At 73.2% G+C, this 24,919-nt stretch carries 20 protein-coding genes and 1 pseudogene; 9 read left to right on the plus strand and 12 right to left on the minus strand.

What is annotated here, in order from left to right:
* Positions 1–79 precede the first annotated feature (79 nt).
* The 4 genes and pseudogenes from ACGH52_RS32865 to ACGH52_RS32880 all read left to right on the plus strand — a co-directional run.
* On the plus strand, positions 80–478 hold the full coding sequence (locus ACGH52_RS32865; protein WP_076977306.1) for a 6-carboxytetrahydropterin synthase: 399 nt from the start codon (positions 80–82) through the stop codon (positions 476–478).
* Positions 475–1,704, plus strand: coding sequence for a glycosyltransferase family 4 protein (locus ACGH52_RS32870; RefSeq protein WP_399944655.1), 1,230 nt, complete (start codon positions 475–477; stop codon positions 1,702–1,704). The genes ACGH52_RS32865 and ACGH52_RS32870 overlap by 4 nt, the downstream gene beginning before the upstream one ends.
* Positions 1,701–2,912, plus strand: a complete 1,212-nt coding sequence (locus ACGH52_RS32875) for a hypothetical protein (protein WP_399944658.1) — start codon at positions 1,701–1,703, stop codon at positions 2,910–2,912. Before ACGH52_RS32870 ends, ACGH52_RS32875 begins: the two co-directional genes overlap by 4 nt.
* Before the next feature lie 131 nt (positions 2,913–3,043).
* Positions 3,044–3,802: pseudogene (locus tag ACGH52_RS32880) on the plus strand (YbhN family protein); the annotation flags it as partial.
* A gap of 95 nt (positions 3,803–3,897) precedes the next feature.
* On the opposite strand, the gene ACGH52_RS32885 reads toward ACGH52_RS32880, so the two are convergent.
* A complete protein-coding gene (locus ACGH52_RS32885; RefSeq protein ID WP_193777840.1) occupies positions 3,898–4,650 on the minus strand; it encodes a creatininase family protein in 753 nt (250 codons plus the stop codon).
* A gap of 53 nt (positions 4,651–4,703) precedes the next feature.
* On the opposite strand from ACGH52_RS32885, the gene ribA reads away from it, so the two are divergent.
* Complete coding sequence (ribA, locus tag ACGH52_RS32890) at positions 4,704–5,375, plus strand: GTP cyclohydrolase II (RefSeq protein WP_399944661.1); 672 nt, start codon at positions 4,704–4,706, stop codon at positions 5,373–5,375.
* A gap of 30 nt (positions 5,376–5,405) precedes the next feature.
* Here the strand turns inward: ribA and ACGH52_RS32895 are convergent, their stop codons facing one another.
* The 8 genes from ACGH52_RS32895 to tkt all read right to left on the minus strand — a co-directional run bounded on the left by ACGH52_RS32895 (position 5,406) and on the right by tkt (position 16,762).
* A complete protein-coding gene (locus tag ACGH52_RS32895; protein WP_399946958.1) occupies positions 5,406–6,635 on the minus strand; it encodes a serine hydrolase domain-containing protein in 1,230 nt (409 codons plus the stop codon).
* A 91-nt stretch (positions 6,636–6,726) separates the two neighbouring features.
* A complete protein-coding gene (locus ACGH52_RS32900) occupies positions 6,727–8,187 on the minus strand; it encodes a membrane-associated oxidoreductase (protein ID WP_399944664.1) in 1,461 nt (486 codons plus the stop codon).
* Positions 8,188–8,243: 56 nt separating this feature from the next.
* Positions 8,244–9,125 (minus strand): phosphogluconate dehydrogenase (NAD(+)-dependent, decarboxylating), encoded by an 882-nt coding sequence (gene gnd, locus ACGH52_RS32905; RefSeq protein WP_059300223.1) that lies wholly within the window; start codon positions 9,123–9,125, stop codon positions 8,244–8,246.
* Between the two features lies 1 nt (position 9,126).
* Positions 9,127–10,779 carry a glucose-6-phosphate isomerase gene (pgi, locus tag ACGH52_RS32910; protein WP_399944667.1) on the minus strand — a complete coding sequence of 551 codons (1,653 nt, stop codon included), beginning with the start codon at positions 10,777–10,779 and terminating at the stop codon, positions 9,127–9,129.
* Positions 10,772–11,707, minus strand: a complete 936-nt coding sequence (gene opcA, locus ACGH52_RS32915) for a glucose-6-phosphate dehydrogenase assembly protein OpcA (protein ID WP_076977312.1) — start codon at positions 11,705–11,707, stop codon at positions 10,772–10,774. The genes pgi and opcA overlap by 8 nt, the downstream gene beginning before the upstream one ends.
* On the minus strand, positions 11,704–13,482 hold the full coding sequence (gene zwf, locus ACGH52_RS32920) for a glucose-6-phosphate dehydrogenase (protein WP_399944671.1): 1,779 nt from the start codon (positions 13,480–13,482) through the stop codon (positions 11,704–11,706). The genes opcA and zwf overlap by 4 nt, the downstream gene beginning before the upstream one ends.
* Positions 13,479–14,624, minus strand: a complete 1,146-nt coding sequence (gene tal / locus ACGH52_RS32925; protein WP_121703999.1) for a transaldolase — start codon at positions 14,622–14,624, stop codon at positions 13,479–13,481. The genes zwf and tal overlap by 4 nt, the downstream gene beginning before the upstream one ends.
* Positions 14,625–14,665: 41 nt before the next feature.
* Entirely contained in the window at positions 14,666–16,762 is a 2,097-nt protein-coding gene (gene tkt, locus ACGH52_RS32930) for a transketolase (protein ID WP_399944675.1), read from the minus strand.
* A gap of 156 nt (positions 16,763–16,918) precedes the next feature.
* Here tkt and ACGH52_RS32935 point away from each other — a divergent pair, with 156 nt between their 5' ends.
* Entirely contained in the window at positions 16,919–17,824 is a 906-nt protein-coding gene (locus ACGH52_RS32935; protein WP_399944678.1) for an AraC family transcriptional regulator, read from the plus strand.
* 76 nt (positions 17,825–17,900) lie between these two features.
* On the opposite strand, the gene ACGH52_RS32940 is transcribed toward ACGH52_RS32935, so the two are convergent.
* Together ACGH52_RS32940 and ACGH52_RS32945 are read right to left on the minus strand one after the other, a co-directional pair.
* Entirely contained in the window at positions 17,901–19,301 is a 1,401-nt protein-coding gene (locus ACGH52_RS32940) for a glycoside hydrolase family 16 protein (RefSeq protein ID WP_210974745.1), read from the minus strand.
* 348 nt (positions 19,302–19,649) lie between these two features.
* On the minus strand, positions 19,650–20,441 hold the full coding sequence (locus ACGH52_RS32945; protein WP_399944681.1) for an IclR family transcriptional regulator: 792 nt from the start codon (positions 20,439–20,441) through the stop codon (positions 19,650–19,652).
* A gap of 128 nt (positions 20,442–20,569) precedes the next feature.
* Between ACGH52_RS32945 and ACGH52_RS32950 the strand changes: the two genes are divergently transcribed.
* The gene (locus ACGH52_RS32950; RefSeq protein WP_399944684.1) at positions 20,570–21,907 is read left to right on the plus strand and encodes a 6-phospho-beta-glucosidase; all 1,338 of its coding nucleotides are present in this window, start codon (positions 20,570–20,572) and stop codon (positions 21,905–21,907) included.
* On the opposite strand, the gene ACGH52_RS32955 is transcribed toward ACGH52_RS32950, so the two are convergent.
* Entirely contained in the window at positions 21,900–23,051 is a 1,152-nt protein-coding gene (locus tag ACGH52_RS32955) for an ATP-grasp domain-containing protein (RefSeq protein ID WP_399944687.1), read from the minus strand. The two genes, ACGH52_RS32950 and ACGH52_RS32955, sit on opposite strands and share 8 nt — an antisense overlap.
* A gap of 285 nt (positions 23,052–23,336) precedes the next feature.
* Here ACGH52_RS32955 and ACGH52_RS32960 point away from each other — a divergent pair, with 285 nt between their 5' ends.
* Both ACGH52_RS32960 and ACGH52_RS32965 read left to right on the plus strand, forming a co-directional pair.
* Positions 23,337–24,224, plus strand: coding sequence for a metallophosphoesterase (locus ACGH52_RS32960; protein ID WP_076977320.1), 888 nt, complete (start codon positions 23,337–23,339; stop codon positions 24,222–24,224).
* A complete protein-coding gene (locus ACGH52_RS32965) occupies positions 24,221–24,901 on the plus strand; it encodes a 4'-phosphopantetheinyl transferase (RefSeq protein ID WP_399944690.1) in 681 nt (226 codons plus the stop codon). The genes ACGH52_RS32960 and ACGH52_RS32965 overlap by 4 nt, the downstream gene beginning before the upstream one ends.
* Positions 24,902–24,919 lie beyond the last annotated feature (18 nt).

Consider the following 24,919-nt stretch of genomic DNA (forward strand, 5'->3'; position numbering starts at 1 on the left):
AGGCCTCCAGCCGTAATAGACGGCACCCGCGCAGCGACCGGCGGGGGGACCAGACGTGCCACACCTGGAGGGTCGTCCGTTGTTCAGCATCACCGTCCGCGATCACATCATGATCGCCCACAGCTTCCGCGGCGACGTCTTCGGGCCCGCGCAACGCCTGCACGGAGCGACGTTCCTGGTGGACGCCACCTTCCGGCGCGAGCAGCTGGACGAGGACAACATCGTCGTCGACATCGGCCTGGCCACCCAGGAACTGGGGGCCGTCGTGGGCGCACTGAACTACCGCAACCTCGACAACGAACCCGACTTCGCGGGCCTCAACACCTCCACGGAGTTCCTGGCCAAGGTCATCGCCGACCGGCTCGCCGAGCGCGTGCACAAAGGCGCGCTCGGCGAGGGGGCCAGGGGCCTGGCCGGGCTCACCGTCACGCTGCACGAGTCGCATGTCGCCTGGGCGAGTTACGAGCGTGCGCTGTGACCGGCACCTCGGTGGAGGCGACGACCGGTGTGCCCGCCGGGCGGGCCCGGCTCGCCTATGTCCCCGCCCAGATCTCCGGGCCAGAGGGGGCCCAGACCCCTGCTTCGACGAACGGGGGAATCGTCCCCATGTCCCTGCGCTCCGTGCACTTCGTCATGCCGGGCGGTGTCGACGACCCGGCCGCGCCGAGTGGCGGCAACGCCTACGACCGGCGGGTACGGCTCGACCTGCCCGGCTTCGGCTGGCGGGTACGGGGGCTGCCCGTGCCCGGCGACTGGCCCCGGCCGGACGACGCGGCCCGCGCCGAACTCGCCCGTGTCCTGCGGCGGTTGCCGGACGGCGCGGTCGTCCTCCTCGACGGCCTGGTCGCCTGCGGGGTGCCGGAGATCGTCCTTCCGGAGGCGGAGCGGCTGCGCATGGCCGTCCTCGTCCACCTCCCGCTCGGCGACGAGACCGGCCTCGACCCCGCGGTGGCCGCCGAGCTGGACGCCCGGGAACGCACGGTGCTGCGTGCCGTTCCGGCCGTCGTCGCCACCAGCGACTGGGCGGTGCGCCGCCTCGTCTCCCACCACGGCCTCGACCCGGGGCGGGTCCACGTCGCCGCCCCCGGCGCCGACATCGCGCCCCTCGCGCCCGGCACCGACGGCGTCTCCCGGCTGGTGTGCGTCGCCGCGGTCACGCCCCGCAAGGGCCAGCACCGGCTGGTGGAGGCGCTGGCGGCCGTGGCCGACCTGCCGTGGAGCTGCGTGTGCGTCGGCGGGCTCGGCCAGGACCCGGAGTACGTCGACCGCCTGCGGTCGCTGATCGCACGGCACGGCCTGGAGGAGCGGCTGGTGCTCGCCGGGCCGCGGGCCGGGGCCGACCTGGACGCCACCTACGCCTCCGCCGACCTGATGGTCCTCACCTCCTACGCCGAGACGTACGGCATGGCGGTGACCGAGGCCCTCGCGCGCGGCATCCCCGTGCTGGCCACGGACGTCGGCGGCCTCCCGGAGGCGGTCGGACGCGCACCCGACGGCGGGGTGCCCGGCATCCTCGTCCCGCCGGAGGATCCCGTCGCGCTCGCCGCGGAGCTGCGCGGCTGGTTCGGCGAGGCGGACGTACGACGCCGGTTGAAGGCCGCCGCCCGCGGTCGCCGGGCCGCCCTGAACGGCTGGGCGAGCACGGCCCAGCGCCTGGCCGCCGTACTGCACCGGCTGCCGGGCGAACCGAGGAGGGCGGCATGAACGCGAGGAAGCCCGGCGGCCCGGCCGCGGACGTCGTCGTCCCGGCCCAGCCCGGTCCCGAGGACGCGCCCGACGCCGCCGCCCCCGCCGCGAGCCCGCCCCGCCCTGCCGCCGCGGGCCCCGTCCAGCGGCTTGCGCCCGACCCTGGAGACGGCCTGGGCGAGAATCCGGCGGACCTGCCCTCCGATCGGCCCGAGGCCGACCCCGGCCAACCCGCGACCGGGAGGCCGGACGGCACCGCCCCGCGGACGGCACCCCCTTCCGGACGGCCCTCCGCCCGGCCGCTCCCTGACGGTCATGGGCGGTCTGCCGCCGAGCGGGCCACCGTGCGGCTTCGGGAGGCGGGGGAGTCGAAGGCCCGCGAGCACCCCGACGACCCCCCGCGCTACGCCCCCGAGTGGCTGCGGCTGCGAGAGCCCGCCGACGCCGCCGCTCGCGCGCACGCTCTGCTCGACCCGTTGCGAGGCAGGCTCGCCGAGCTGCCGGGGCGGGCGGACGGGCTGGTGGTGCACGACGTGGGCTGCGGTACCGGGTCGATGGGGCGCTGGCTCGCCCCGCTGCTGGCCGGCGCCCAGCACTGGGTGCTGCACGACCGTGACCCCTACCTGCTGCACTTCGCCGCCGTCGCCGCCCCGCGCACCGCCGCAGACGGCAGCCGGGTCACCGTCGAGACGCGGCGCGGCGACCTCGCCCGCCTCACCCCGGAGGCCCTGACCGGCGCCGCGCTGGTGACGGCGTCCGCGCTGCTCGACGTCCTCACCGCCGAGGAGGTCGGCACCCTCGCCGTCGCCTGTGCCGCGGCCGGTTGCCCGGCGCTGCTGACCCTCTCCGTCGCCGGACGCGTCGACCTCACCCCGGCACATCCGCTGGACGCCGAGATCACCGCGGCCTTCAACGACCACCAGCGGCGTACCGGCATGCTCGGTCCGGACGCGGTCACCGCCGCCGCCGAGGCCTTCGCCGGGCACGGCGCCGCCGTCCGGGCGCACCCCAGCCCCTGGCGGCTCGGCCCCGACGAGGCCGGTCTCACCGCCCAGTGGCTGCGGGGCTGGGTCGGTGCGGCCGTCGAACAACGCCCGGAACTGCGGGAGCCGGCCGACCGGTACCTGGACGAGCGCCTCGCGGCCTGCGCGGCCGGGCAGTTGCGCGTGGTCGTCCACCACACCGACCTGCTGGCGCTGTGCCGGCCGACGGGCGGCGCCCCGTGAGCGCACCGACGCTGCCGACGGCACCGGCCGTACCGGCACGGGACCTGCCGACGCCGCCGCGCCCGGACGCGCCCCGCCGCCGCGCCCTGCGCACCCACCTCGGCACCCTCGCCGGTACCGCCGTCCTCGCCGTGCTCCTGTGGCGGCTGGGAACCGGCGCCCTCCTGGACGGGCTCGGCCGGATCGACGGGGCCACGGTGCTGGCGGCCCTCGGGATCGGACTGGTCACCACGGTCTTCAGCGCCTGGCGCTGGGCCCTGGTGGCCCGGGGACTGCGCATCCGGCTGCCGTTCGCGGCGGCCGTCGCCGACTACTACCGCGCCCTGTTCCTCAACGCGGCCCTGCCCGGCGGCGTCCTCGGTGACGTGCACCGCGCGGTGCGGCACGGGCGGAGCGCCGGGGACCTCGGACGCGGCGTGCGGGCCGTCGTCCTCGAACGGGCCGCCGGTCAGCTCGTGTTGACCGGCGTCGGGGTCGCCGTCCTGCTCACCATGCCGTCCCCGGTGCTCGGCGAGGCGCGGCGGATCGCACCGCCCGCGGGACTGGCCCTGCTCGGCGCGCTCGCCGTGACCCTCGCCCTGCGCATGAACCGGACGCCCGCACGCCGGGGCCGGGCCCTGCGGGCGGCGCTCGGTGCGGCACGGGCCGGGCTGCTGTCCCGGCGCAGCCTGCCGGGGGTCGCGCTCTCCTCCGTCGTCGTGCTCGCCGGGCACCTCACGATGTTCGTGCTCGCCGCCCGGGTCGCCGGCAGCGCGGCCTCCGTCGCCGTACTCACCCCGCTGGCGGTGCTGGCGCTGCTCGCCATGGGGCTGCCGCTGAACGTCGGCGGCTGGGGCCCCCGGGAGGGCGTCACCGCCTGGGCGTTCGGCGCGGCGGGGCTGGGCGCGGGGACCGGGCTGGGCACGGCGGTGGTGTACGGCGTGCTCAGCCTCGTGGCGAGCCTGCCCGGCGCCGTCGTCCTCGTCGCCCGCCGGCACGCCGTGCGCTACGCGCGCTCCTCGTCGGAGTCGGACACGGTCGCCCGCACCGCCGTCAGCAGCGCGAAACAATCCGCGAAGGAATCCGCGAGGCCCGCCAGCAGTTCCTTCCCCTTTTCCGCCGATCCCAGTGAAGGACGCCCGATGACACCGGAAGCGGTATAGGCGGACATACCGAGGGAGAGCAGATGACGCCGGTCGTCCGCGACGAAATCGGCGGCCTCGTAACCGGGCCGGACCAATTCAGGGTGCGCGTGCAGAAGAATGGAGGTCTCGATTTCCCCCGCGTGCATGTCGGTGAGCAGCGAGGTGGCCACCCCGGCCCGCTGCCGCGCCGTCTCCCAGTCCTCCGCGGCCGGGAACAGCGCCATCCGCTCACCGCGCGCGGAGGACTCCTGGACGACGTTGCCCAACACGTAGTTGCCGCCGTGTCCGTTGACCACGACCAGGGCCCCGATCCCCGAACGGCGCAGGGAGTCCGCTATGTCCCGCACCACCGCGTGCAGGGTCACGGCGGAGATGCTGACGGTCCCGGGCCAGCCCGCGTGTTCGTGCGAGCAGCCGATCGTCACCGGCGGCAGCAGGCACACCGGGTACGCGGCGGCCAACTCCCGGGCGACGGCGCAGGCGACGAGGGTGTCGGTCGCCAGCGGCAGGTACGGACCGTGCTGCTCGTAACTCCCGACCGGCAGCACCGCGACCGCCGAGCCGCGTTCGCGCACGTCTTCGCTCGTGTCCGCAGGCACCAGTGAAACATCCATTTCCGCACGGCCTTCCAACTCGGTTGAGCAATCTGTTGAGGAACGCGAAAATCATGACAGAAAAAATCGGTGTACTCGGCAAGAGGGCAGCACAGCGATCGCCTCGCACGGACGTGGAGCGGATCGTGGTGACACCGCTGCCCACCGTGTACGGAGAATTCCGGGCGTTCGGCTATTTCGACCACGAACGCGGCGACGAGCAAGTGGCCCTCGTCCACGGCGACCCGGGCGCCGAAGGCGTGCTCACCCGGCTCCACTCGGAGTGCCTGACCGGCGACGCCTTCGGCTCCCAGCACTGCGAATGCGGCGCCCAACTCGCCTCCGCGCTGCGGCAGGTGGCCGACGCGGGCAGCGGGATCGTGGTCTACCTGCGCGGCCACGAGGGGCGCGGCATCGGTCTGCTGGCCAAGCTGCGCGCGATGGCGTTGCAGGCCGAGGGCCTGGACACGGTGGAGGCGAACCTCGCCCTCGGCCTGCCCGTGGACGCCCGGGACTACGGCGCCGCCGCCCGCATCCTCGACGACCTCGGCGTGCGGTCGGTGCGGCTGATGTCCAACAACCCGCGCAAACGGGAGGCGCTGGTGGCGCACGGCATCGAGGTCGCCGAGCAGGTGCCGCTGCTGATACCGCCGTGCGAGTCCAACATCACCTATCTGCGCACCAAGCGGGAACGGCTCGACCACCACCTGCCCCACCTGGACGCCATGGCGCACATGTCGTCCTGACCGTGGGGGACCGGGCTCCGCCGGGCCGGATCACTCCACGAGAGCTTCGTGCACCAGCCGCTTCAGGTCCGGGTAGACCGTGTGCGAGGACTTCGGCCGCACCTGGGTCATGAACTGCACCGTCAGATCACGGCCCGGGTCGACCCAGAAGGTGGTCGTCGCCACCCCGCTCCAGCCGTACGTGCCGAGCCCGGAGGGCGACCGGGTGCGGCTCGGGTCGATGACCACGGAGACGCCGAGGCCGAAGCCGACGCCGTCGTTTCCGGGTTGGTCGTGCGCCGGGCGGCTGCCGAGGGAACGCAGGTCGGCGCCGCCGGGGAGGTGGTTGCGGGTCATGAGGTCCACCGTGGCCGGGGCGAGCAGCCGGACCCCGTCGAGTGCGCCGCGGCGGCGCAGCAGTTCCGCGAAGCGGTGCACGTCGTACGCGGACGAGACCAGGCCGCCGCTGCCCGACAGGAACCGGGGCCGGCCCCGCAGCGGCAGCCCGGGGACCGGGGTGATGCCGCCGTCCTCCGTCTCGCCGTACAGCTCGGCCAGGCGGCCCGCCTGCGCGTCGGTGACGTGGAACCCGGTGTCCGTCATGCCCAGCGGCCCGAAGATCCGCTCGGCGCAGAACACGTCGAGGGGCTGCCCGGACACCACCTCGACCAGCCGCCCCAGGACGTTGCTGGCCACCGAGTAGTTCCACTCGGTGCCCGGTTCGAACTGGAGGGGCAGGCTCGCGTACAGGTCCACCGTCTCGGCCAGGTCCGCGCCCGGCCGCACCGAGGACTCCACCCCGGCCGCCCGGTAGAGCGCGTCGACGGGGTGGGTGCGGTAGAAGCCGAACGTCAGCCCCGCGGTGTGGGTCATCAGGTGCCGGACACGCACCGGACCGGCGGCCGGCCGGGTGACGACGTCGTTCCCTGTCCCCCCGGCGTACACGCGCGGCTCGGCGAAGGCCGGCAGGTGGCGGTCCACGGGGTCGTCCAGCGACAGTCGGCCCTCCTCCACCAGGCTCAGCACGGCCACGGACGTGACCGGCTTGGTCATGGAGTAGATCCGCCACAGGGTGTCGGCCGTCACCGGGAGCCCGGCCGCGACGTCCCGCAGCCCGTGCACCGTCAGATGTGCGACGCGCCCGCCGCGCGCGACGGCCACCAGGAACCCGGGCAGGCGGCCCTCGTCGACCTGCCGGGCGAAGTGCAGGTCGAGCCGGTCCAGCGCGCCGGGGTCCAGCCCGGCCGCACCCGCGTCGACCTCCTGGCGCAGGGGTGGCACCGCCATCGCTCTCCTTGATCGTTCGTCCGGGGACGCGTCCGGCATACCCCGCCCACGCCTCCCCGGAACGCCCCGCATGACACGGAGATCCTCACTGGCGGCTGACCGTGCGGGTCAGGCCGGTGATCACCGTCGTGGCCAGGATCCAGCCGGTGATGATCAGGATGTAGGAGAGCGTCTGGTACCCGCCCTCGGGCGAGAACGCGTTCTCCTGGCCGAAGGAGATCACCGGCAGCAGCAGGTCGAGGGTGTAGAAGACCGGGTTGAAGCCGGGGGCCTCCTCCGGCTTGAGCGGCGGCGGATGGTGCAGCCCGTACGCGACCGAGCCGACCGCCAGCAGCGACAGCAGCCAGCCGCCCGCGCGCAGCGGACGGAAGCCGTACCCGACCGTGACGTCCTGGAGGTGCCCCCACAGGCGGGCGTACCAGGGCAGGGTGCGGCGGTGCCGGCGCTGCTTGGCGAGCTGGACCCGCCGGGCCGCGTCGTCGTCGCCGATCCGGCGGTAGGACGCGGTCAACTGCTCGTAGGTGAAGGGCAGATAGCTGTCGCCCTTCTCCAGCATCGGCAGCCGTCGTTCGGCGGGCTCGTGCGGGATGAGCGCGGTGTAGGTGAGGTCGTTCAACTGTACCCACTCAGGTACCACGTCGGGTTCCAGGAACAGCACCTCCACCTGAGAGCGGCGCAGGTTCAGCGAGCCCTCGGCCACCGGTCCCTGCCGCAGCCACAGTTCGCCTATCACGCAACTGCTGGCCCGCAGCGCGGTCCCCCCGGGATTGGCCAGGCGCGCGTGCGAGAGGTCGAGGCGGCCGGGTATGCGCGCGCCGCGCAGTTCGATCCGGCCCCGCACCTCGGCGTGCCGCAGCAGCACGTCGGCCTCGGTGGCCAGTGTCTCGGCCTGGAGGGCGGTGCCGCCCGGCTGGTCGAGCACGGCGTCGGCGAGGTTGACCGTCCCGGCCACCCGGGCGCCGTCGAGCCGCACCCTGCCCCGCGCCCGCAGGCCGGGCGCCCACAGGTCGGCGCCCAGGGCGGCCTGGTTCAGCTGGAGCACCGGCTCCTCGGTGTCCGGCGCGTGGATCCGGGTGCTCTCCAGGTACAGGCTGCCGGCGATCTCCGCGCCGCCGAGCCGCACCATGCCCCCGAACCGGGCGCGGGTCAGCCGCAGCACGCCCTCCACCCGGACCGCGTGCGAGATCAGCCCGGGGAGCACCGACTCGCTCAGGTTCAGGTCCCGCAGCCGCGCCGCGTACAGGCTGGGTGCGTCCTGGAAGTGGCAGTGCCGCAGCCGCACGGGGTGGTCGACCGTCGCGTACTGGAGTTCCAGGGTGCCCGTGACGCGGACGCCGGCCAGGTTGAGCGCGGGCACCTCGCCCTCCGCCCGGGGGCCGTTCAGCAGCAGCGACCGCAGCACACTCGCGCGTACGGTCCGTTCGGGGCCCCAGGAACCGCCGTCGGTGGTGTCCTCGTCGTCGCGGGCGCGGAAGTCCACGAGGGTGCCCGAGGCGAACGCCCGCCAGACGCGCGACTCGGCCGGTGTCAGGTCGTTGATCTCCATCAGGGAGGGACTCTGACCCGAACCGGCCGGTCACGTCAACGCGCCGCGCGCGCCGCCTACTTCTTGGCCGACTCCACCGCGTGGCCGCCGAACTGGTTGCGCAGCGCGGCGATCATCTTCATCTGCGGCGAGTCGTCCTGCCGGGACGCGAACCGCGCGAAGAGGGAGGCCGTGATCGCGGGCAGCGGCACGGCGTTGTCGATGGCCGCCTCCACGGTCCAGCGGCCCTCGCCGGAGTCCTCCGCGTACCCGCGCAGCTTCTCCAGGTGGTGGTCCTCGTCGAGGGCGTTGACGGCCAGGTCCAGGAGCCAGGACCGGATGACGGTGCCCTCCTGCCAGGAGCGGAAGACCTCGCGGACGTTGTCCACGGAGTCGACCTTCTCCAGCAGCTCCCAGCCCTCGGCGTAGGCCTGCATCATGGCGTACTCGATGCCGTTGTGGACCATCTTGGCGAAGTGCCCGGCACCGACCCGGCCCGCGTGGACGTAGCCGTAGGGGCCGTCCGGCTTGAGCGCGTCGAAGACCGGCTTGAGGTCCTCGACGGTCTCCTTGTCGCCGCCGACCATCAGGGCGTAGCCGTTCTTCAGGCCCCACACGCCGCCGGACACACCGGCGTCGACGAAGTTGATGCCGCGCTTGCCCAGCTCCTCGGCGTGCTTCTCGTCGTCCGTCCAGCGGGAGTTGCCGCCGTCGATGACGGTGTCGCCGGGCTTGAGCAGCGTCGCCAGCTGGTCGATGACGTGCTGGGTGGCGCCGCCGGCCGGCACCATCACCCAGACCGCGCGCGGCCGCTCCAGCCGGTCGACCAGCTCGACCAGGCTGTCGACGTCGGCCCGGTCGGGATTGGTGTCGTATCCGACGACGGTGTGGCCGGCGTTGCGCAGCCGCTCGCGCATGTTGCCGCCCATCTTGCCGAGACCCACAAGACCGATCTGCATGTCAGTGCACTTCCTTCAGTTCACGGTAGGCGGCCACCAGCGCGGCCGTGGACGGATCGAGGCCGGGCACGTCGGCGCCCTCGGTGAGGGCGGGTTCGACGCGCTTGGCGAGCACCTTGCCGAGTTCGACGCCCCACTGGTCGAAGGAGTCGATGTTCCAGATCGCGCCCTGTACGAACACCTTGTGCTCGTACAGGGCGATGAGCTGGCCGAGGACGGAGGGGGTCAGCTCGGCGGCCAGGACGGTCGTGGTGGGGTGGTTGCCGCGGAAGGTCTTGTGCGGGACCAGTTCCTCGGGCACCCCCTCGGCGCGTACCTCGTCCGGGGTCTTGCCGAAGGCGAGCGCCTGGGTCTGCGCGAAGAAGTTGGCCATCAGCAGGTCGTGCTGGGCCTTCAGTTCGTCGCTCAGCTCGCCCACGGGCCGCGCGAAGCCGATGAAGTCCGCCGGGATCAGCTTGGTGCCCTGGTGGATCAGCTGGTAGTACGCGTGCTGTCCGTTGGTGCCCGGCGTGCCCCAGACCACCGGCCCGGTCTGCCACTCCACCGGGTTCCCGTCCCGGTCGACGGACTTGCCGTTGGACTCCATGTCCAGCTGCTGGAGATACGCGGTGAACTTCGACAGGTAGTGCGAGTACGGCAGCACCGCGTGCGACTGCGCGCCCAGGAAGTCGCCGTACCAGACGCCCAGCAGACCGAGGAGCAGCGGCGCGTTGGCCGGGGCCTCGGCGTTGCGGAAGTGCTCGTCGACGATGCGGAAGCCGTCGAGCATCTCCCGGAAGCGGTCCGGGCCGATGGCGATCATCAGGGAGAGCCCGATCGCCGAGTCGAAGGAGTACCGGCCGCCGACCCAGTCCCAGAACTCGAACATGTTGGCCGTGTCGATGCCGAAGTCCGCGACCTTCTCGGCGTTGGTCGACAGCGCCACGAAGTGCTTGGCCACCGCCTTCTCGTCGCCCTCGAACGCGTCCAGCAGCCAGGAGCGCGCCGAGGTGGCGTTGGTGATCGTCTCGATGGTGGTGAACGTCTTGGAGGCGATGATGAAGAGCGTCTCGGCCGGGTCCAGGTCCCGGACCGCCTCGTGCAGGTCGGCGCCGTCCACGTTGGAGACGAAGCGGAAGGTGAGCGAGCGGTCGGTGAAGGCCCGCAGCGCCTCGTAGGCCATCGCCGGACCGAGGTCCGAGCCGCCGATGCCGATGTTGACGACGTTCCGGATGCGCCTGCCGGTGTGACCGGTCCACTCGCCGCCCCGGACCCGGTCGGCGAAGCCGGCCATCTTGTCGAGCACGGCGTGCACCTTGGGGACCACGTTCTCGCCGTCGACCTCGATCACCGCGTCCCGCGGGGCCCGCAGCGCGGTGTGCAGCACGGCCCGGTCCTCGGTGATGTTGATGCGCTCACCGCGGAACATCGCGTCGCGCAGCCCGAACACGTCGGTGGCGGCGGCCAGTTCCTGGAGCAGGGCCAGCGTCTCGTCGGTGACGAGGTTCTTCGAGTAGTCGATGCGCAGATCGCCGACGCGCACGACGTACCGCTCCGCCCGCCCGGGGTCCTGGGCGAACAGCTCGCGCAGGTCCGGGTGGGGCAGCGTGCCCTTGGCGTGGTCGGCGAGCGCGGTCCACTGCGGCCGCTGGTCGAGCTTCGGGGTGTCAGACATGAACAGGGGTCTCCTTGCCGGCCTCGCCGCGCAGGGCGATGGCGTACATCTCGTCGGCGTCGAGGCGCCTGAGCTCCTCGGCGATGAGTTCGGAGGTGGGGCGCACCTTCAGGGCGAGGGAGCGCGGGGGCTGACCGGGCAGGGTCATCGTGGCGAGCGGCCCCTCCGGCCGGTCGATGACGATCTCGCCGCCCGCCGTGCCCAGCCGGACCGCCGTGACGACCGGCCCGTCGGTGACCACGCGCTCCACGCGGACGCCCAGGCGGGCCTCCAGCCAGCGGGCCAGCAGCTCGGCGGCCGGGTTGTCCGCCTCGGCCTCCACGACCGCGGAGGTCACCGGCACCCGGGCCTGGTCCAGGGCGGCGGCCAGCATCGAGCGCCACAGCGTCAGCCGGGTCCAGGCCAGGTCGGTGTCGCCGGGGGCGTAGGCGCGCACCCGGCGCTCCAGGACCTCCATCGGCCGCTCGACCGTGTAGAGGTCGGTGATCCGGCGCTGGGCCAGCGCGCCCAGCGGGTCCTTCGCGGGGTTGTCCGGCGCCTGCACGGGCCACCACACGACGACCGGCGCGTCCGGCAGCAGCAGCGGCAGCACCACCGAGTCGGCGTGCTCGGACACCTCCCCGTACATGCGCAGCACGACGGTCTCGCCGGTCCCGGCCTCGGAGCCGACCCGGACCTCGGCGTCGAGGTGCGAGCGGGTGCGGTCGCGCAGGTTGCGGGGGTGGCGCTTGATGACGACCAGGGTGCGCGAGGGGTGCTCGTGCGAGGCCTCCTCGGCCGCCTTGATGGCGTCGTAGGCGTTCTCCTCGTCGGTGACGATGACCAGCGTGAGCACCATGCCCACGGCCGGGGTGCCGATGGCCCGACGGCCCTGCACCAACGCCTTGTTGATCTTGCTTGCCGTGGTGTCGGTCAGGTCGATCCTCATGGCCTGCGCCAGCTCCGTCCGTCTCGTGCGAGCATCTCGTCGGCTTCCCGCGGTCCCCAGCCGCCCGACGCGTACTGCGCCGGCTTGTCGTGCGAGGCCCAGTACTCCTCGATCGGGTCGAGGATCCGCCAGGACTCTTCCACCTCCTGGTGGCGCGGGAACAGGTTGGCGTCCCCCAGAAGGACGTCCAGGATCAGCCGTTCGTACGCCTCCGGGCTGGACTCGGTGAAGGACTCGCCGTAGGCGAAGTCCATGGACACGTCCCGGATCTCCATCGACGTGCCCGGCACCTTCGAGCCGAAGCGCACCGTCATGCCCTCGTCCGGCTGGACGCGGATGACGATCGCGTTCTCGCCCAGCTCCTCCGTGGCGGTGGAGTCGAAGGGGGAGTGCGGGGCCCGCTGGAAGACCACCGCGATCTCCGTGACCCGGCGGCCAAGCCGCTTGCCGGTGCGCAGGTAGAAGGGCACGCCCGCCCAGCGGCGGTTGTCGATGCCCAGCTTGATCGCCGCGTAGGTGTCGGTGGTGGAGGCCGGGTCGATCCCCTCCTCCTCCAGGTAGCCGGGCACCTGCGCGCCGCCCTGCCAGCCGCCCGCGTACTGTCCGCGCACGGTGTGCCCGCCCAGGTCCTCCGGCAGCCGCACGGCCCGCAGCACCTTGAGCTTCTCGGTGAGCAGCGACCGCGCGTCGAAGGCGGCCGGCTCCTCCATGGCGGTGAGGGCCATCAGCTGGAGCAGGTGGTTCTGGATGACGTCGCGGGCGGCGCCGATGCCGTCGTAGTAGCCGGCCCGGCCGCCGATGCCGATGTCCTCGGCCATGGTGATCTGGATGTGGTCCACATAGGACCGGTTCCAGATCGGCTCGTACATCTGGTTGGCGAAGCGCAGCGCCAGGATGTTCTGGACGGTCTCCTTGCCCAGGTAGTGGTCGATGCGGAAGACCTGCTCCGGGTCGAAGACCTCGTGCACCAGCGCGTTCAGCTCACGGGCGCTGTCCAGGTCGTGGCCGAACGGCTTCTCGATCACCGCACGTCGCCAGGAGCCGTCCGGCCCGTCGGTCAGGCCGTGCTTCTTGAGCTGCTGGACGACCTTCGGGAAGAACTTCGGCGGCACCGAGAGGTAGAAGGCGTAGTTGCCGCTGGTGCCGCGGGAGGCGTCCAGCTCCTCGACGGACTTGCGCAGCTGTTCGAACGCGTGGTCGTCGTCGAAGTCGCCGGGGATGAAGCGCATGCCCTCGGAGAGCTGCTGCCAGACCTCCTCGCGGAACGGCGTGCGCGCGTGCTCCTTGACCGCGTCGTGCACGACCTCGGCGAAGTCCTGGTCCTCCCAGTCCCGGCGGGCGAAGCCGACCAGGGAGAAGCCCGGCGGCAGCAGGCCGCGGTTGGCCAGGTCGTACACGGCCGGCATCAGCTTGCGGCGGGACAGGTCACCGGTGACGCCGAAGATGACCAGCCCGGACGGCCCCGCGATACGGGGCAGACGGCGGTCCTGGGGATCGCGCAGCGGGTTGCTCCAGTCGAGCGGTGCCACCGGCTCCACGGCCTCCTTGCCCGCGCCCTTGCCCTTCGCCCCCTTGGCGGCACGGGCCGTCCCGGTCTTCTTCGCGCTCCGGGAGGACCCGGAAGGTGCGGCCGCCTTCGCCGCCCCGGCGGCCTGGGCCTCCTCCGCCGCCTGGGCGTGCAGTGGTCCGGCCGCGTCCTGGGCCGTCCGGGCCTCCTTGGACTCCTTCGTCGCCTTGGTCTCCCGGACCGTCGTGGCGGGAAGCTCCTCGCTCATTCCCCGTCAACTCCCTTGCTGTCGAGGGACTTCGTCACGGCGACGAGCAGCTCCTGCCAGGCCGCCTCGAACTTCGCCACGCCCTCCTGCTCCAACTGCTCCACCACCTCGTCGTACGACACGCCGAGCCGCTCCACCGCCGCGAGGTCGGCCCGGGCCTGGGCGTACCCGCCGGTGACCGTGTCACCCCGTACGTCGCCGTGATCGGCGGCGGCGTCCAGGGTGGCCTCCGGCATCGTGTTCACGGTGCCGGGAGCGACCAGCTCCTCCACGTACAGGGTGTCCCGGAATGCCGGGTCCTTCACACCGGTGGACGCCCACAGGGGGCGCTGGGGGTTGGCGCGGGCCCCGGCGAGGGCGGTGAAGCGGTCGCCCGCGAAGACGTTCTCGTACGCCTCGTAGGCCAGTCGCGCGTTGGCCAGCGCGGCCTTTCCACGCAGCGCGCGCGCCTCGTCGGTGCCCAGCAGGGACAGGCGCTTGTCGATCTCGCTGTCCACGCGGGAGACGAAGAACGAGGCGACCGAGTGGATGCCCGCCAGGTCGATCCCGGCCGCCTGCGCCTTCTCCAGACCGGCGAGGTAGGCGTCCATGACCTCGCGGTAGCGCTCCAGGGAGAAGATCAGCGTGACGTTGACGCTGATGCCGGCGCCGATGACATCGGTGATCGCCGGGAGACCGGCCTTCGTCGCCGGGATCTTGATCATCACGTTGGGGCGGTCGACCAGCCAGGCCAGCTGACGCGCCTCGGCGACCGTCGCCGCCGTGTCGTGGGCCAGGCGCGGGTCGACCTCGATGGAGACCCGGCCGTCGCGCCCGCCGGAGGCGTCGTACACCTCGCGCAGCACGTCGGCGGCGGCGCGGACGTCGGCGGTGGTCATCATGCGGACCGCCTCGTCGACGGTGACGCCCCGGGTCGCCAGGTCGGCGAGCTGTTCCTCGTAGCCCTCGCCGGAGCCGATGGCCGCCTGGAAGATCGACGGGTTGGTGGTGACGCCGACGACGTTCTTCGTCCGGATCAGCTCGGCGAGGTTGCCGGACTCGATCCGCCGCCGCGACAGGTCGTCGAGCCAGACGGACACGCCCTGGTCGGCCAGGCGCTGCAGTGCTCCCGCGGTGGCGGTTGCTTCGGTCACAGTGATCATCTTCTCTTTCTGCGATCGGATCGGGGTGGGATCCGGTGGGATCAGCCGCGGGCGGCGGCCAGGGATTCCCGGGCGGCGGCGGCCACGTGCCCGGCGGTGAAGCCGAACTCGGTGAACAGGGTCTCGGCGTCGGCGGAGGCGCCGAAGTGCTCCAGGGAGACGATGCGGCCCGCGTCCCCGACGTACCGGTGCCAGGTGAGGCCGATCCCGGCCTCCACGGCGACCCGGGCCCGCACGGACGGCGGCAGCACGCTCTCGCGGTAGGCGCGGGGCTGCTCCTCGAACCACTCCACGGACGGCATCGACACCACCCGTGTGGCGGTGCCCTCGGCCTCCAGCTCCTCCCGGGCGGCCATCGCGAGCCGGACCTCGGAGCCGGTGGCGATCAGCACGACGTCCGGGGTGCCGGTGGAGGCGTCGGCGAGGACGTACCCGCCGCGCGCCGCGTCCGGGTTCGGCGCGTAGGTCGGCACGCCCTGGCGGGTGAGGGCCAGGCCGTGCGGCGCCGGGTGGGTGGAGTGCCGCCGGAGGATCTCCGCCCACACCGTCGCGGTCTCGTTGGCGTCGGCCGGGCGGACGACGTTGAGACCGGGGATGGCGCGCAGGGCGGCCAGGTGCTCCACCGGCTGGTGCGTCGGGCCGTCCTCGCCGAGGCCGACGGAGTCGTGCGTCCACACGTACGTCACCGGCAGCTGCATCAGCGCGGACATGCGCACCGCGTTGCGCATGTAGTCGGAGAAGACCAGGAAGGTGCCGCCGTAGATCCGCGTGTTGCCGTGCAGGGCGATGCCGTTCATCTCCGCGGCCATGGAGAACTCGCGGATGCCGAAGTGCACGGTGCGGCCGTACGGGTCGGCCCCGGGCAGCGGGTTGCCCTCGGGCAGGAAGGAGCTGGTCTTGTCGATGGTGGTGTTGTTGGAGCCGGCCAGGTCGGCCGAGCCGCCCCACAGCTCGGGCAGCACCGGGCCGAGCGCCTGGAGGACCTTGCCGGAGGCGGCCCGGGTCGCGACCGACTTGCCGGTCTCGAACACCGGGAGGGTGTCCTCCCAGCCCTCGGGCAGCCGGCCGGCGACCACGCGGTCGAAGAGCGCGGCGCGCTCGGGGGCGGCGTCGCGCCAGGCGGCGATCCGCTTGTCCCAGGCGGCGTGCGCCTCGGCGCCGCGGTCCAGGGCCCGGCGGGTGTGGGCGAGTACCTCGCCCTCGACCTCGAAGGACTTCTCCGGGTCGAAGCCGAGGACGCGCTTGGTGGCCGCGACCTCCTCGGCGCCGAGGGCGGAGCCGTGGGAGGCCTCGGTGTTCCGCGCGTTCGGGGCGGGCCAGGCGATGATCGTGCGCATGGCGATGATGGAGGGGCGCCCGGTCTCGGCCTGCGCCGCCGTCAGCGCCGCGTGCAGGGCGTGCACGTCGACGTCGCCGCTCTCGGCGGGCTCGACGCGCTGGGTGTGCCAGCCGTACGCCTCGTAGCGCTTCAGCACGTCCTCGGAGAACGCGGTCGCGGTGTCGCCCTCGATCGAGATGTGGTTGTCGTCGTAGAGGAAGACCAGATTGCCGAGCTTCTGGTGACCGGCCATCGACGAGGCCTCGGCGGAGACGCCCTCCTGGAGGTCGCCGTCGGAGACGATCGCCCAGATCGTGTGGTCGAAGGGCGACTCGCCCTCGGGGGCCTCGGGGTCGAACAGGCCGCGCTCGTAGCGGGCGGCCATCGCCATGCCCACCGCGTTGGCCACGCCCTGGCCCAGCGGCCCCGTGGTGGTCTCCACGCCCGCCGTGTGCCCGTACTCGGGGTGGCCCGGCGTCTTGGAGCCGTGCGTGCGGAAGGCCTTGAGGTCGTCCAGCCCGACCTCGTACCCGGCGAGGAAGAGCTGGGTGTAGAGGGTCAGCGAGGTGTGGCCGGGGGAGAGGACGAAGCGGTCACGGCCGGTCCACTCGGGATCGGCGGGGTCGTGCCGCATCACCTTCTGAAAGATCGTGTACGCCGCCGGGGCCAGGGCCATCGCCGTGCCCGGGTGGCCGTTCCCCACCTGCTGCACGGCGTCGGCCGCGAGGATCCGGGCGGTGTCGACGGCACGCCGGTCGAGTTCGGTCCATTCGAAGCGGTCCGCGCTGTCCACTGTCTGCTTGCTCGGCTGCGTGCTCATCTTCAAGAAATCCTCGATCGGAGCGGAGTACCTGGTCTGACGCGTTCAAACTTAAAAGTCTGACTTTTTGGAGTGAAGGTCGTGGTGTGCCAGCCTGTGGTGAAAGTGGGACACGCCCCGGCCGCGGGGCACGCGGGCGGACGGTACGGGACGGACATGGCGGACGAAAGACATCAAGGCGGCGGCGACGGGATCAGAACGTTCCCCTTCCCGGTCGATCTCAGCCTCCTCGGCGTCGGCATGCAGGTCGGCCCCCTCGGTGACGGGCGCACCTGGCACGCGCACGCCCCGCTGCACCGCGTGCACCGCATCGACTTCCACGTCGTCATGCTCTTCACCGGCGGACCGGTCCGTCACATGATCGACTTCGCCGAGTACGAGGCGACGGCGGGCGATCTGCTGTGGATCCGTCCCGGCCAGGTCCACCGCTTCGCGCCCGGGGCCGAGTACCGCGGAACGGTGCTCACCATGCAGCCCGGCTTCCTGCCCCGCGCCACCGTGGAGGCGACCGGCCTCTACCGCTACGACCTGCCGCCCCTGCTCCGTCCCGACGAGGCGCGGCTCGCCGGACTGACGGCGTCGCTCGACCAGTTGCGGCGCGAGTACGAGGACGCGACCACGCTCCCGCTGAGCCTGCACACCGCCGTACTGCGCCACACGCTGTCCGCGTTCCTGCTGCGCCTGGCGCATCTCGCGGCCAGCTCGGCACACGCGGCGCGGGAGGGGCGGGCGGACACGCCGGGGGACAGCACCTTCACCCTGTTCCGGGACGCGGTCGAGCGCGGCTTCGCCACCAACCACAGCGTCAGCGCCTACGCCGACGCGCTCGGTTACTCCCGCCGCACCCTGGTCCGCGCGGTGCGCGCCGCCACCGGCGAGACGCCCAAGGGGTTCATCGACAAGCGCGTCGTCCTGGAGGCCAAGCGGCTCCTGGCCCACACCGAGATGCCGATCGGCCGGGTCGGCGCGGCGGTCGGCTTCCCGGACGCGGCGAACTTCTCCAAGTTCTTCCAGCAGCACACCGACCAGACGCCGGCGGCCTTCCGGGCGGAGCTGCGCTGAGGAACTCCGCGGCACGACGAAGGGGCTCCACGCACCGTGGAGCCCCTTCGCCCTCCTGTGGGGGACCGGTCGCCGCTCAGCGGCCGAAGCCGAACCAGTTCACGTTGACGAAGTCGGCGCTCTGGCCGCTGGTGAAGGTCAGGTACACGTCGTGCGTGCCCGTCACCGAGGCGATGTTCGCCGGGATCGTGCGCCACGACTGCCAGCCGCCCGTGTTGCCCACGGCGAAGCTGCCGATCGGCGTGCCGGTACGGCTGTCCAGGCGCACCTCGACCAGACCGCTGACCCCGGCGGCCGCCCCGCTCGCCACCCGGGCCTTGAACTGGGTCGCCGGGCTCGAACCGAACTTCACGCCCTTGTACTGCACCCAGTCGCCGTTCGCGAGGGCGCCGAGGTTGCTCCCGCCGCCCGAGTCCGAGCTGCCCTCGGTCATCGTGCCGGACTGGGCGTCGTACGACTCGGCCTCGATGGCGCTGTACGCGTCGCGGTCACCGCCGGTCGGGGGCGGCGTGGTACCGCTCCCACCGGCCGACAGCACCTGGACGTAGTCCACGAGCATGGAGTGGCCGGGCTGGGTGCCGCCGTCCGGGCCGCCGCCGAACGCGTCCGGGAAGCCGCCGCCCATCGCGACGTTGAGGATGATGAAGTAGCCGTGGTTCGTGGCGTTCGCCCACGTCGTTGCGTCCACCTGGTTCTCGCGGACGGTGTGGAAGGTGGTGCCGTCGACGGAGAAGCGGATCTCCTCGACGCTCGTCGAGCGGTCCCACTCCGCCCGGTAGGTGTGGAAGCCCGCCTGGCAGGTGGCGCCGGGACACGGGGTGTTGCCGCCGATGCCGCTGGTCTCGTTGCAGGGCCCGCCGGGCGAGGTGCCGCAGTGCAGCGTGGACCACACCGTGTTGAGGCCCTGGGTGTTCTCCATGATGTCGATCTCGCCGACACCGGGCCAGTTCCAGTAGTTGCCCCGGTAGGGCGAGCCGAGCATCCAGAACGCCGGCCAGTAGCCCTTGGCCGCCGCCCCGGTGACGTTCGGAACCTGGATGCGGGCCTCCACCCGCAGCTTGCCCCCGGCCGGGGGTTCGAAGTCGGCGCGCCTGGTCTCGATGCGGCCCGAGGTCCAGTTGCCGGCGCCGTCGCGCCGCGGGGTGATGCGCAGGTTTCCGCTGCCGTCCAACGAGACGTTCTCCGGGGACGAGGTCATCGTCTCGATCTCGCCGGTGCCCCAGTTGGCCGGGCCGCCGGGGTACGAGGTGCCGGTGTCGTACTGCCAGTTCGCGGTGTTCACGCCGGAGCCGGCCGCGCCGTCGAAGTCGTCGGCGAAGACCTGCGTCCAGCCGGACGGGGGCGGTGGAACGGCCGCGCCCGCCGACGGGCCGGTGACGGTCGTCGCCGCCGCGGCGAGTCCGAGCGTGCCGACGACGGCCACCAGTGCCCGGCGCAGCGGCCGGCGTCTGGGCGGGTTGCCGGATGTCCTACTCATGCGGGGGTCGCCTCTCGATGCGGGGGTGGGAAGCGGTACGCCCCGAGCGCGCTCCGTGGGGGAGCCGTTTGAGAGCGCTCTCAGAGTGCGGCCAATGTGCTCCGGGCCGCCGCGGCCGTCAAGAGGTGAAGCCGAGAAACTCCTTGCGGAGTAGGGGAGTTCAGCCCCTGAACGTCGTGAACGTCACGCGAAAGTGCCGGGCGGGGCAGATCCCGACCGGGGTTCGGGGCCCACCGGGCGCGGTGGCCCGGCGGCGCCGTCGTCGCCGCAGCGAGCGGCACCCGGACGACCGCGGTGTCGATCCGCACCGCCGGTCTCCCCTGGTCCTCGTGTGCAGGCTCCGGTGCGTCAGTGGGGGTACGGGGCCGCGTCCCCAACGGTGAGAGGGATGCTCGGGCGCCAGCCCAGGGCCCGGGAGATGCCGCGGGCCGCCAGCCGGACCGCCGGGACCAGCGTCGGCACCTGCGCGTCGGCGTGCGGCACGACGACCGACACGGCCGCGGTCACGGTGCCGTCCGGGCCGTGCACCGGGGCGGCCACCGAGAGGGCGTCGTCGGTGATCTGGCGGTCACTCACCGCCGCCCCGGTGCGCCGCACCTCGGCCAGCACCCGGCGCAGCCGTGCCGGGTCGGTGATCGTGTACGGGGTGAAGGCGGCCAGCGGGCCGGTGCGGTAGGCCTCCTGGAACTCCGGTTCGCCGTGCGCGAGCAGGGCGAGCCCGACCCCGGTGGCGTGCAGCGGCCAGCGGGCGCCGACGCGGATGTGCACGCCGACCGACGACCGCGCCGCCAGCCACTCGATGTAGACGACCTCGCCACCGTCCCGCACCGCCAGCTGCACGTTCTCGTGGGTCGCCTCGTACAGGTCCTCCAGGTAGGGCAGGGCGACCTGCCGCAGCCCGAGACCGCGCGGGGCGAGCGCGGCGATCTCCCACAGCCGCAGGCCCACGTGGTAGACGCCCGACTCGTCCCGCTCCAGCGCACCCCACCGGGTCAGGGCGCCCACCAGCCGGTGCGCGGTGGTCAGGCTCAGCCCGGCGCGGCGGCTGATGTCCGTCAGGGACAGGGCCGGGTGCGCGTGGTCGAACGCGGCGAGCACGGAGAGCAGCCGGTCGGGGGCGGTGGCGGCGGGGGCGGTCACCGGGCCGAGGGTAGGTGTCCTTCCCGGCCCCTGGACAGAGGGGAGGCGGGTGCACGCGCGGGGGCACCCGGCCGTGCCATGATCGGCGCCGGACGAAGTGCGGCCGCGGGCGACGGAAGGGTGCGGACGTGAGGCTGACGATGCTGGGCGGCGGCGGATTCCGGGTGCCGCTCGTGTACGGGGCGCTCCTCGGGGACCGCGCGGAGGGGCGCGTGAGCGACGTCGTCCTGCACGACCTGGACCCGGACCGGCTGACGGCGGTGACCCGGGTGCTGGCGGAGCAGGCGGCCGGGGTGCCCGACGCGCCGGCGGTCACCGCCACGACCGACCTCGACGAGGCCCTGCGCGGCGCCGACTTCGTGTTCTCCGCGATCCGCGTCGGCGGCCTCCAGGGACGCGCCGACGACGAACGGGTGGCGCTCGCCGAGGGCGTCCTCGGCCAGGAGACGGTCGGCGCGGGCGGCATCGCCTACGGACTGCGCACCGTCCCGGTCGCCGTCGACATCGCCCGCCGGGTGGCCCGGCTGGCACCGGAGGCCTGGGTCATCAACTTCACCAATCCGGCGGGACTCGTCACCGAGGCCATGTCCCGGCACCTCGGCGACCGGGTCATCGGCATCTGCGACTCGCCGGTCGGGCTCGGCCGCCGCGTCGCCCGCGTGCTGGGCGCCGACCCGGACCGGGCGTTCGTCGACTACGTCGGCCTCAACCACCTCGGCTGGCTGCGCGGTCTGCGCGTCGACGGTCGGGACGAGCTGCCGCGGCTGCTCGCCGACCCGGAACTGCTCGGCTCCTTCGAGGAGGGCCGCCTCTTCGGCCCCGCATGGCTGCGCTCCCTGGGCGCGGTCCCCAACGAGTACCTGCACTACTACTACTTCAACCGCGAGACCGTCCGCGCCTACCAGGAGGCCGACCGCACCCGCGGCGCCTTCCTGCGCGACCAGCAGGCCCGCTTCTACGACGAGATGCGCCACCCCGACGCCCCGGCCCTGGCCACCTGGGACCGCACCCGCGCCGAACGCGAGGCCACCTACATGGCCGAGAACCGCGAGACGGCGGGCGCGGGCGAACGCGAGGCCGAGGACCTGTCCGGCGGCTACGAGAAGGTGGCGCTCGCGCTGATGCGGGCCGTCGCCCGCGACGAACGCGCCACCCTCATCCTCAACGTCCGCAACCGCGGCACGCTCTCCGCCCTCGACCACGACGCGGTGATCGAGGTGCCCTGCCTGGTCGACGCGAACGGCGCCCACCCGATGGCCGTCGACCCGCTGCCGGACCACGCCACCGGCCTGGTCTGCGCGGTCAAGGCCGTCGAGCGCGACGTCCTGACCGCGGCCGGGACCGGGTCCCGCGCGGCCGCGGTCCGCGCCTTCGCCCTGCACCCCCTCGTCGACTCGGTCGACGTCGCCCACCGCCTCGTCGACGGCTACCGGGCGGTGCACCCGGGGCTGGCCTACCTCAGGTGAGCCCCACCGGCGCGGAGGCCGCCGGTGCCTGCGACGGCGCCTGAGCGTGCGCCGGTGCCTGCGGGGCCGCCGGGGCCGGGGGCGGAACGGCGAGGAGGTCCGTGCGCTGGTGGGGCACGGACACCGGGCGCAGCGGACGCGGCCCCGACACCACGGCGTAGTCCCGGCCCAGGAACGGCGGCTCCAGCTCACCCGGGTCGTCCCCGAGGGCCAGCCGGACCGCCGCCCAGGGCACGTTGACCCCGCACAGCGCCAGCTGGTGCAGTCCGCCGGCCGGGCGGGTGTTGACGTCCATCAGGACGGGCCGGTCGCCGAACATCCGGAACTGCACGTTGGACAGGTGGTGCAGCCCGAACGCCTCGGCGATCCGCCGCGCCGGTGCCAGCCACTGCTCGTGCAGGGTGAACCCGCGGCGGCGGCCGTTCTTGGTGCGGCCCACGGCCAGCCGGACCCGGTTGTCGGGCCCCGTGAGGCAGTCCACCGAGACCTCCGGCTGCTCCAGGCGCGGCATCACCAGCCAGTCCACCGGCTCCTCGGCCGCCCGCAGCGCCTCGACGACCAGGGGCAGCGGCACGGACGGGCTCGGGAAGCCGTTCAGGTGCGCGAGCGAGAAGGGGTCCCGGGTGACCATCCTGAAGCCCACGCCGCCCGCGCCGGACGCCGGCTTGAAGCACGCCCGGTGACCCCCGGCCTCCAGTTCCTCCACCGCGGCGACGAGTTCGTCCGCCGTGCGCACCCGCCACCACGGCGGCACCGGCACGCCGATCGCCCGGACCGCCTCGTAGGCGATCACCTTGTCCCGGAAGAGGGCGACCGCCTCCGGCGGCGGCGCGAGCAGCGCCGTACCGGCCGCCTCGAACTCGGCGCGGTGCGCCACGATCGCCGACTGGTGCAGCCGCGGCACGAACACGTCGATGCCGCGCCGCGCGCACTGTGCCAGGGCGTACTCGACGTAACCGGCGGGGGAGAGCCCTTCGGGTTCCAGGTCGGCGGTGTCCGCGGCGGCCAGCACGGGGGAGTCCGGGTCGCCGTGCGTGGCATGGATCTCCACGGCCCGGTCGGCGGGATTTCTCCGCAGCTGATCCATGAAGAAGACGTTCTCCGCGTACGTGCGGTTGAGCCAGACGCGTACGGGAGAAGCCATGCAAGCCGCCTTCCGGGGTTCGCGGGCAGGGCTAAGCGGGCCATGCCCGGCCAGGGGTTTGGAGGGACACCGAGCCGCTCTGCGCGAAGGGAGAGTCGTGGCGGTGGTGTTGGGGCGATCATAGGGGTACGCGCGGCCCCGGGCGCAACGCGCGTCACACGGATGCGCCGGAGCGGCCGTCCCAGGGCCTTGGGGCCCCGACGCGGCGGGGCCCCAAGGCCGCCTTGTGACCGGGGCGGGGATGTGATCTCGTGGCGTCGAGTGTGCGTCGGGAAGGGGTGGGGGATGACGTCGAGGGCCGGTGCTCCGGGGAAGCTGTGGGCCATCAGCGATCTGCACGTCGGTTACGAGGAGAACCGCGCCCTGGTCGAGCGGATGAGACCCGAGACCGACGACGACTGGCTCCTGGTGGCCGGCGACGTGGCGGAGACCGTCGCCGACATCCGCTGGACGCTCGGGACCCTCGCGGACCGCTTCCGCCGGGTCGTCTGGGCCCCGGGCAACCACGAGCTGTGGACGCACCCCAAGGACACGGTCACCCTGCGCGGCGCCGCCCGCTACGCGCACCTCGTCGAGATGTGCCGGGAACTGGGCGTGACCACCCCCGAGGACCCCTACCCGGTGTGGGAGGGCGCGGGCGGCCCGGCGGTCGTCGCACCGCTCTTCCTGCTCTACGACTACTCGTTCCTGCCCCCGGGATGCGCGACCAAGGCCGAGGGACTGGAGTACGCGCAGGGCACCGGCATCGTGTGCAGCGACGAGTACCTGCTGCACCCCGACCCCTATCCCAGCCGCGAGGCCTGGTGCCGGGCGCGGGTGGAGGAGACCGGGCGCAGGCTCGCCGAGATCCCCGCGGACCTGCCCACGATCCCGGTCAACCACTATCCGCTGCACCGGCACCCCACCGACGTCCTGTGGTACCCGGAGTTCGCCATGTGGTGCGGCACCTCGCTGACCGCCGACTGGCACCGCAGGTTCCGGGTCGACACCATGGTCTACGGCCACCTGCACATCCCGCGTACCACCTGGCACGAGGGGGTCCGGTTCGAGGAGGTGTCGGTGGGCTATCCCCGCGAGTGGCGCAAGCGGCAGGGACCGCCCGGGCGGCTGCGCCGCATCCTGCCGTCGACGCAGCCGTCCACGGCGCCGTCGCGCCAGGAGGTGACCCGGTGATCGAGGAACTGCTGCCCGACACGGTCGTCACCGTGGAGGCCTTCGGCCACGACGACGCCGGTCACCTGCCCCTCTACCCGGAGGAGGAGGAGATCGTCGCCCGCGCGGTCGCCAAGCGGCGCCGGGAGTTCACCGTCGTGCGGTCCTGCGCCCGCCGGGCCATGGAGAAGCTCGGCGTGCCCCCGCAGCCCGTGCTGACCGGTGAACGCGGGGCCCCGCGCTGGCCGGACGGCCTCGCCGGCAGCATGACCCACTGCGACGGCTACTGCGCCGCCGCCCTGGTCCGCCTGACCGACCTGGCCTCCCTCGGCATCGACGCCGAACCCGACGGGCCGCTCCCGGACGGCGTCCTCGGGTCCGTCGCCCTGCCCGCCGAGACGGCCCGCCTGCGGCGACTGGACGAGACGCGGCCCGGCGTCCACTGGGACCGGTTGCTGTTCAGCGCCAAGGAGTCGGTCTACAAGGCGTGGTTCCCCCTCACCGGGCAGTGGCTGGACTTCGCGGAGGCGGACATCGAGCTGCGCGTGGACCCCGACGACCCGCGCCGCGGCACCCTGCACGCCGACCTCCTGGTGCCGGGACCGACCGTGGCGGGCAGGCGCCTGACCCACTTCGACGGCCGCTGGACCGCCCGGGACGGCCTGGTCACCACGGCGGTGACGGTCCCCGGCACCTGAGCGGCGACCGGGCCGCCC

The sequence above is a fragment of the Streptomyces sp. BBFR25 genome, assembly GCF_044590125.1.
Taxonomy (GTDB): Bacteria; Actinomycetota; Actinomycetes; order Streptomycetales; family Streptomycetaceae; genus Streptomyces; species Streptomyces canus_D.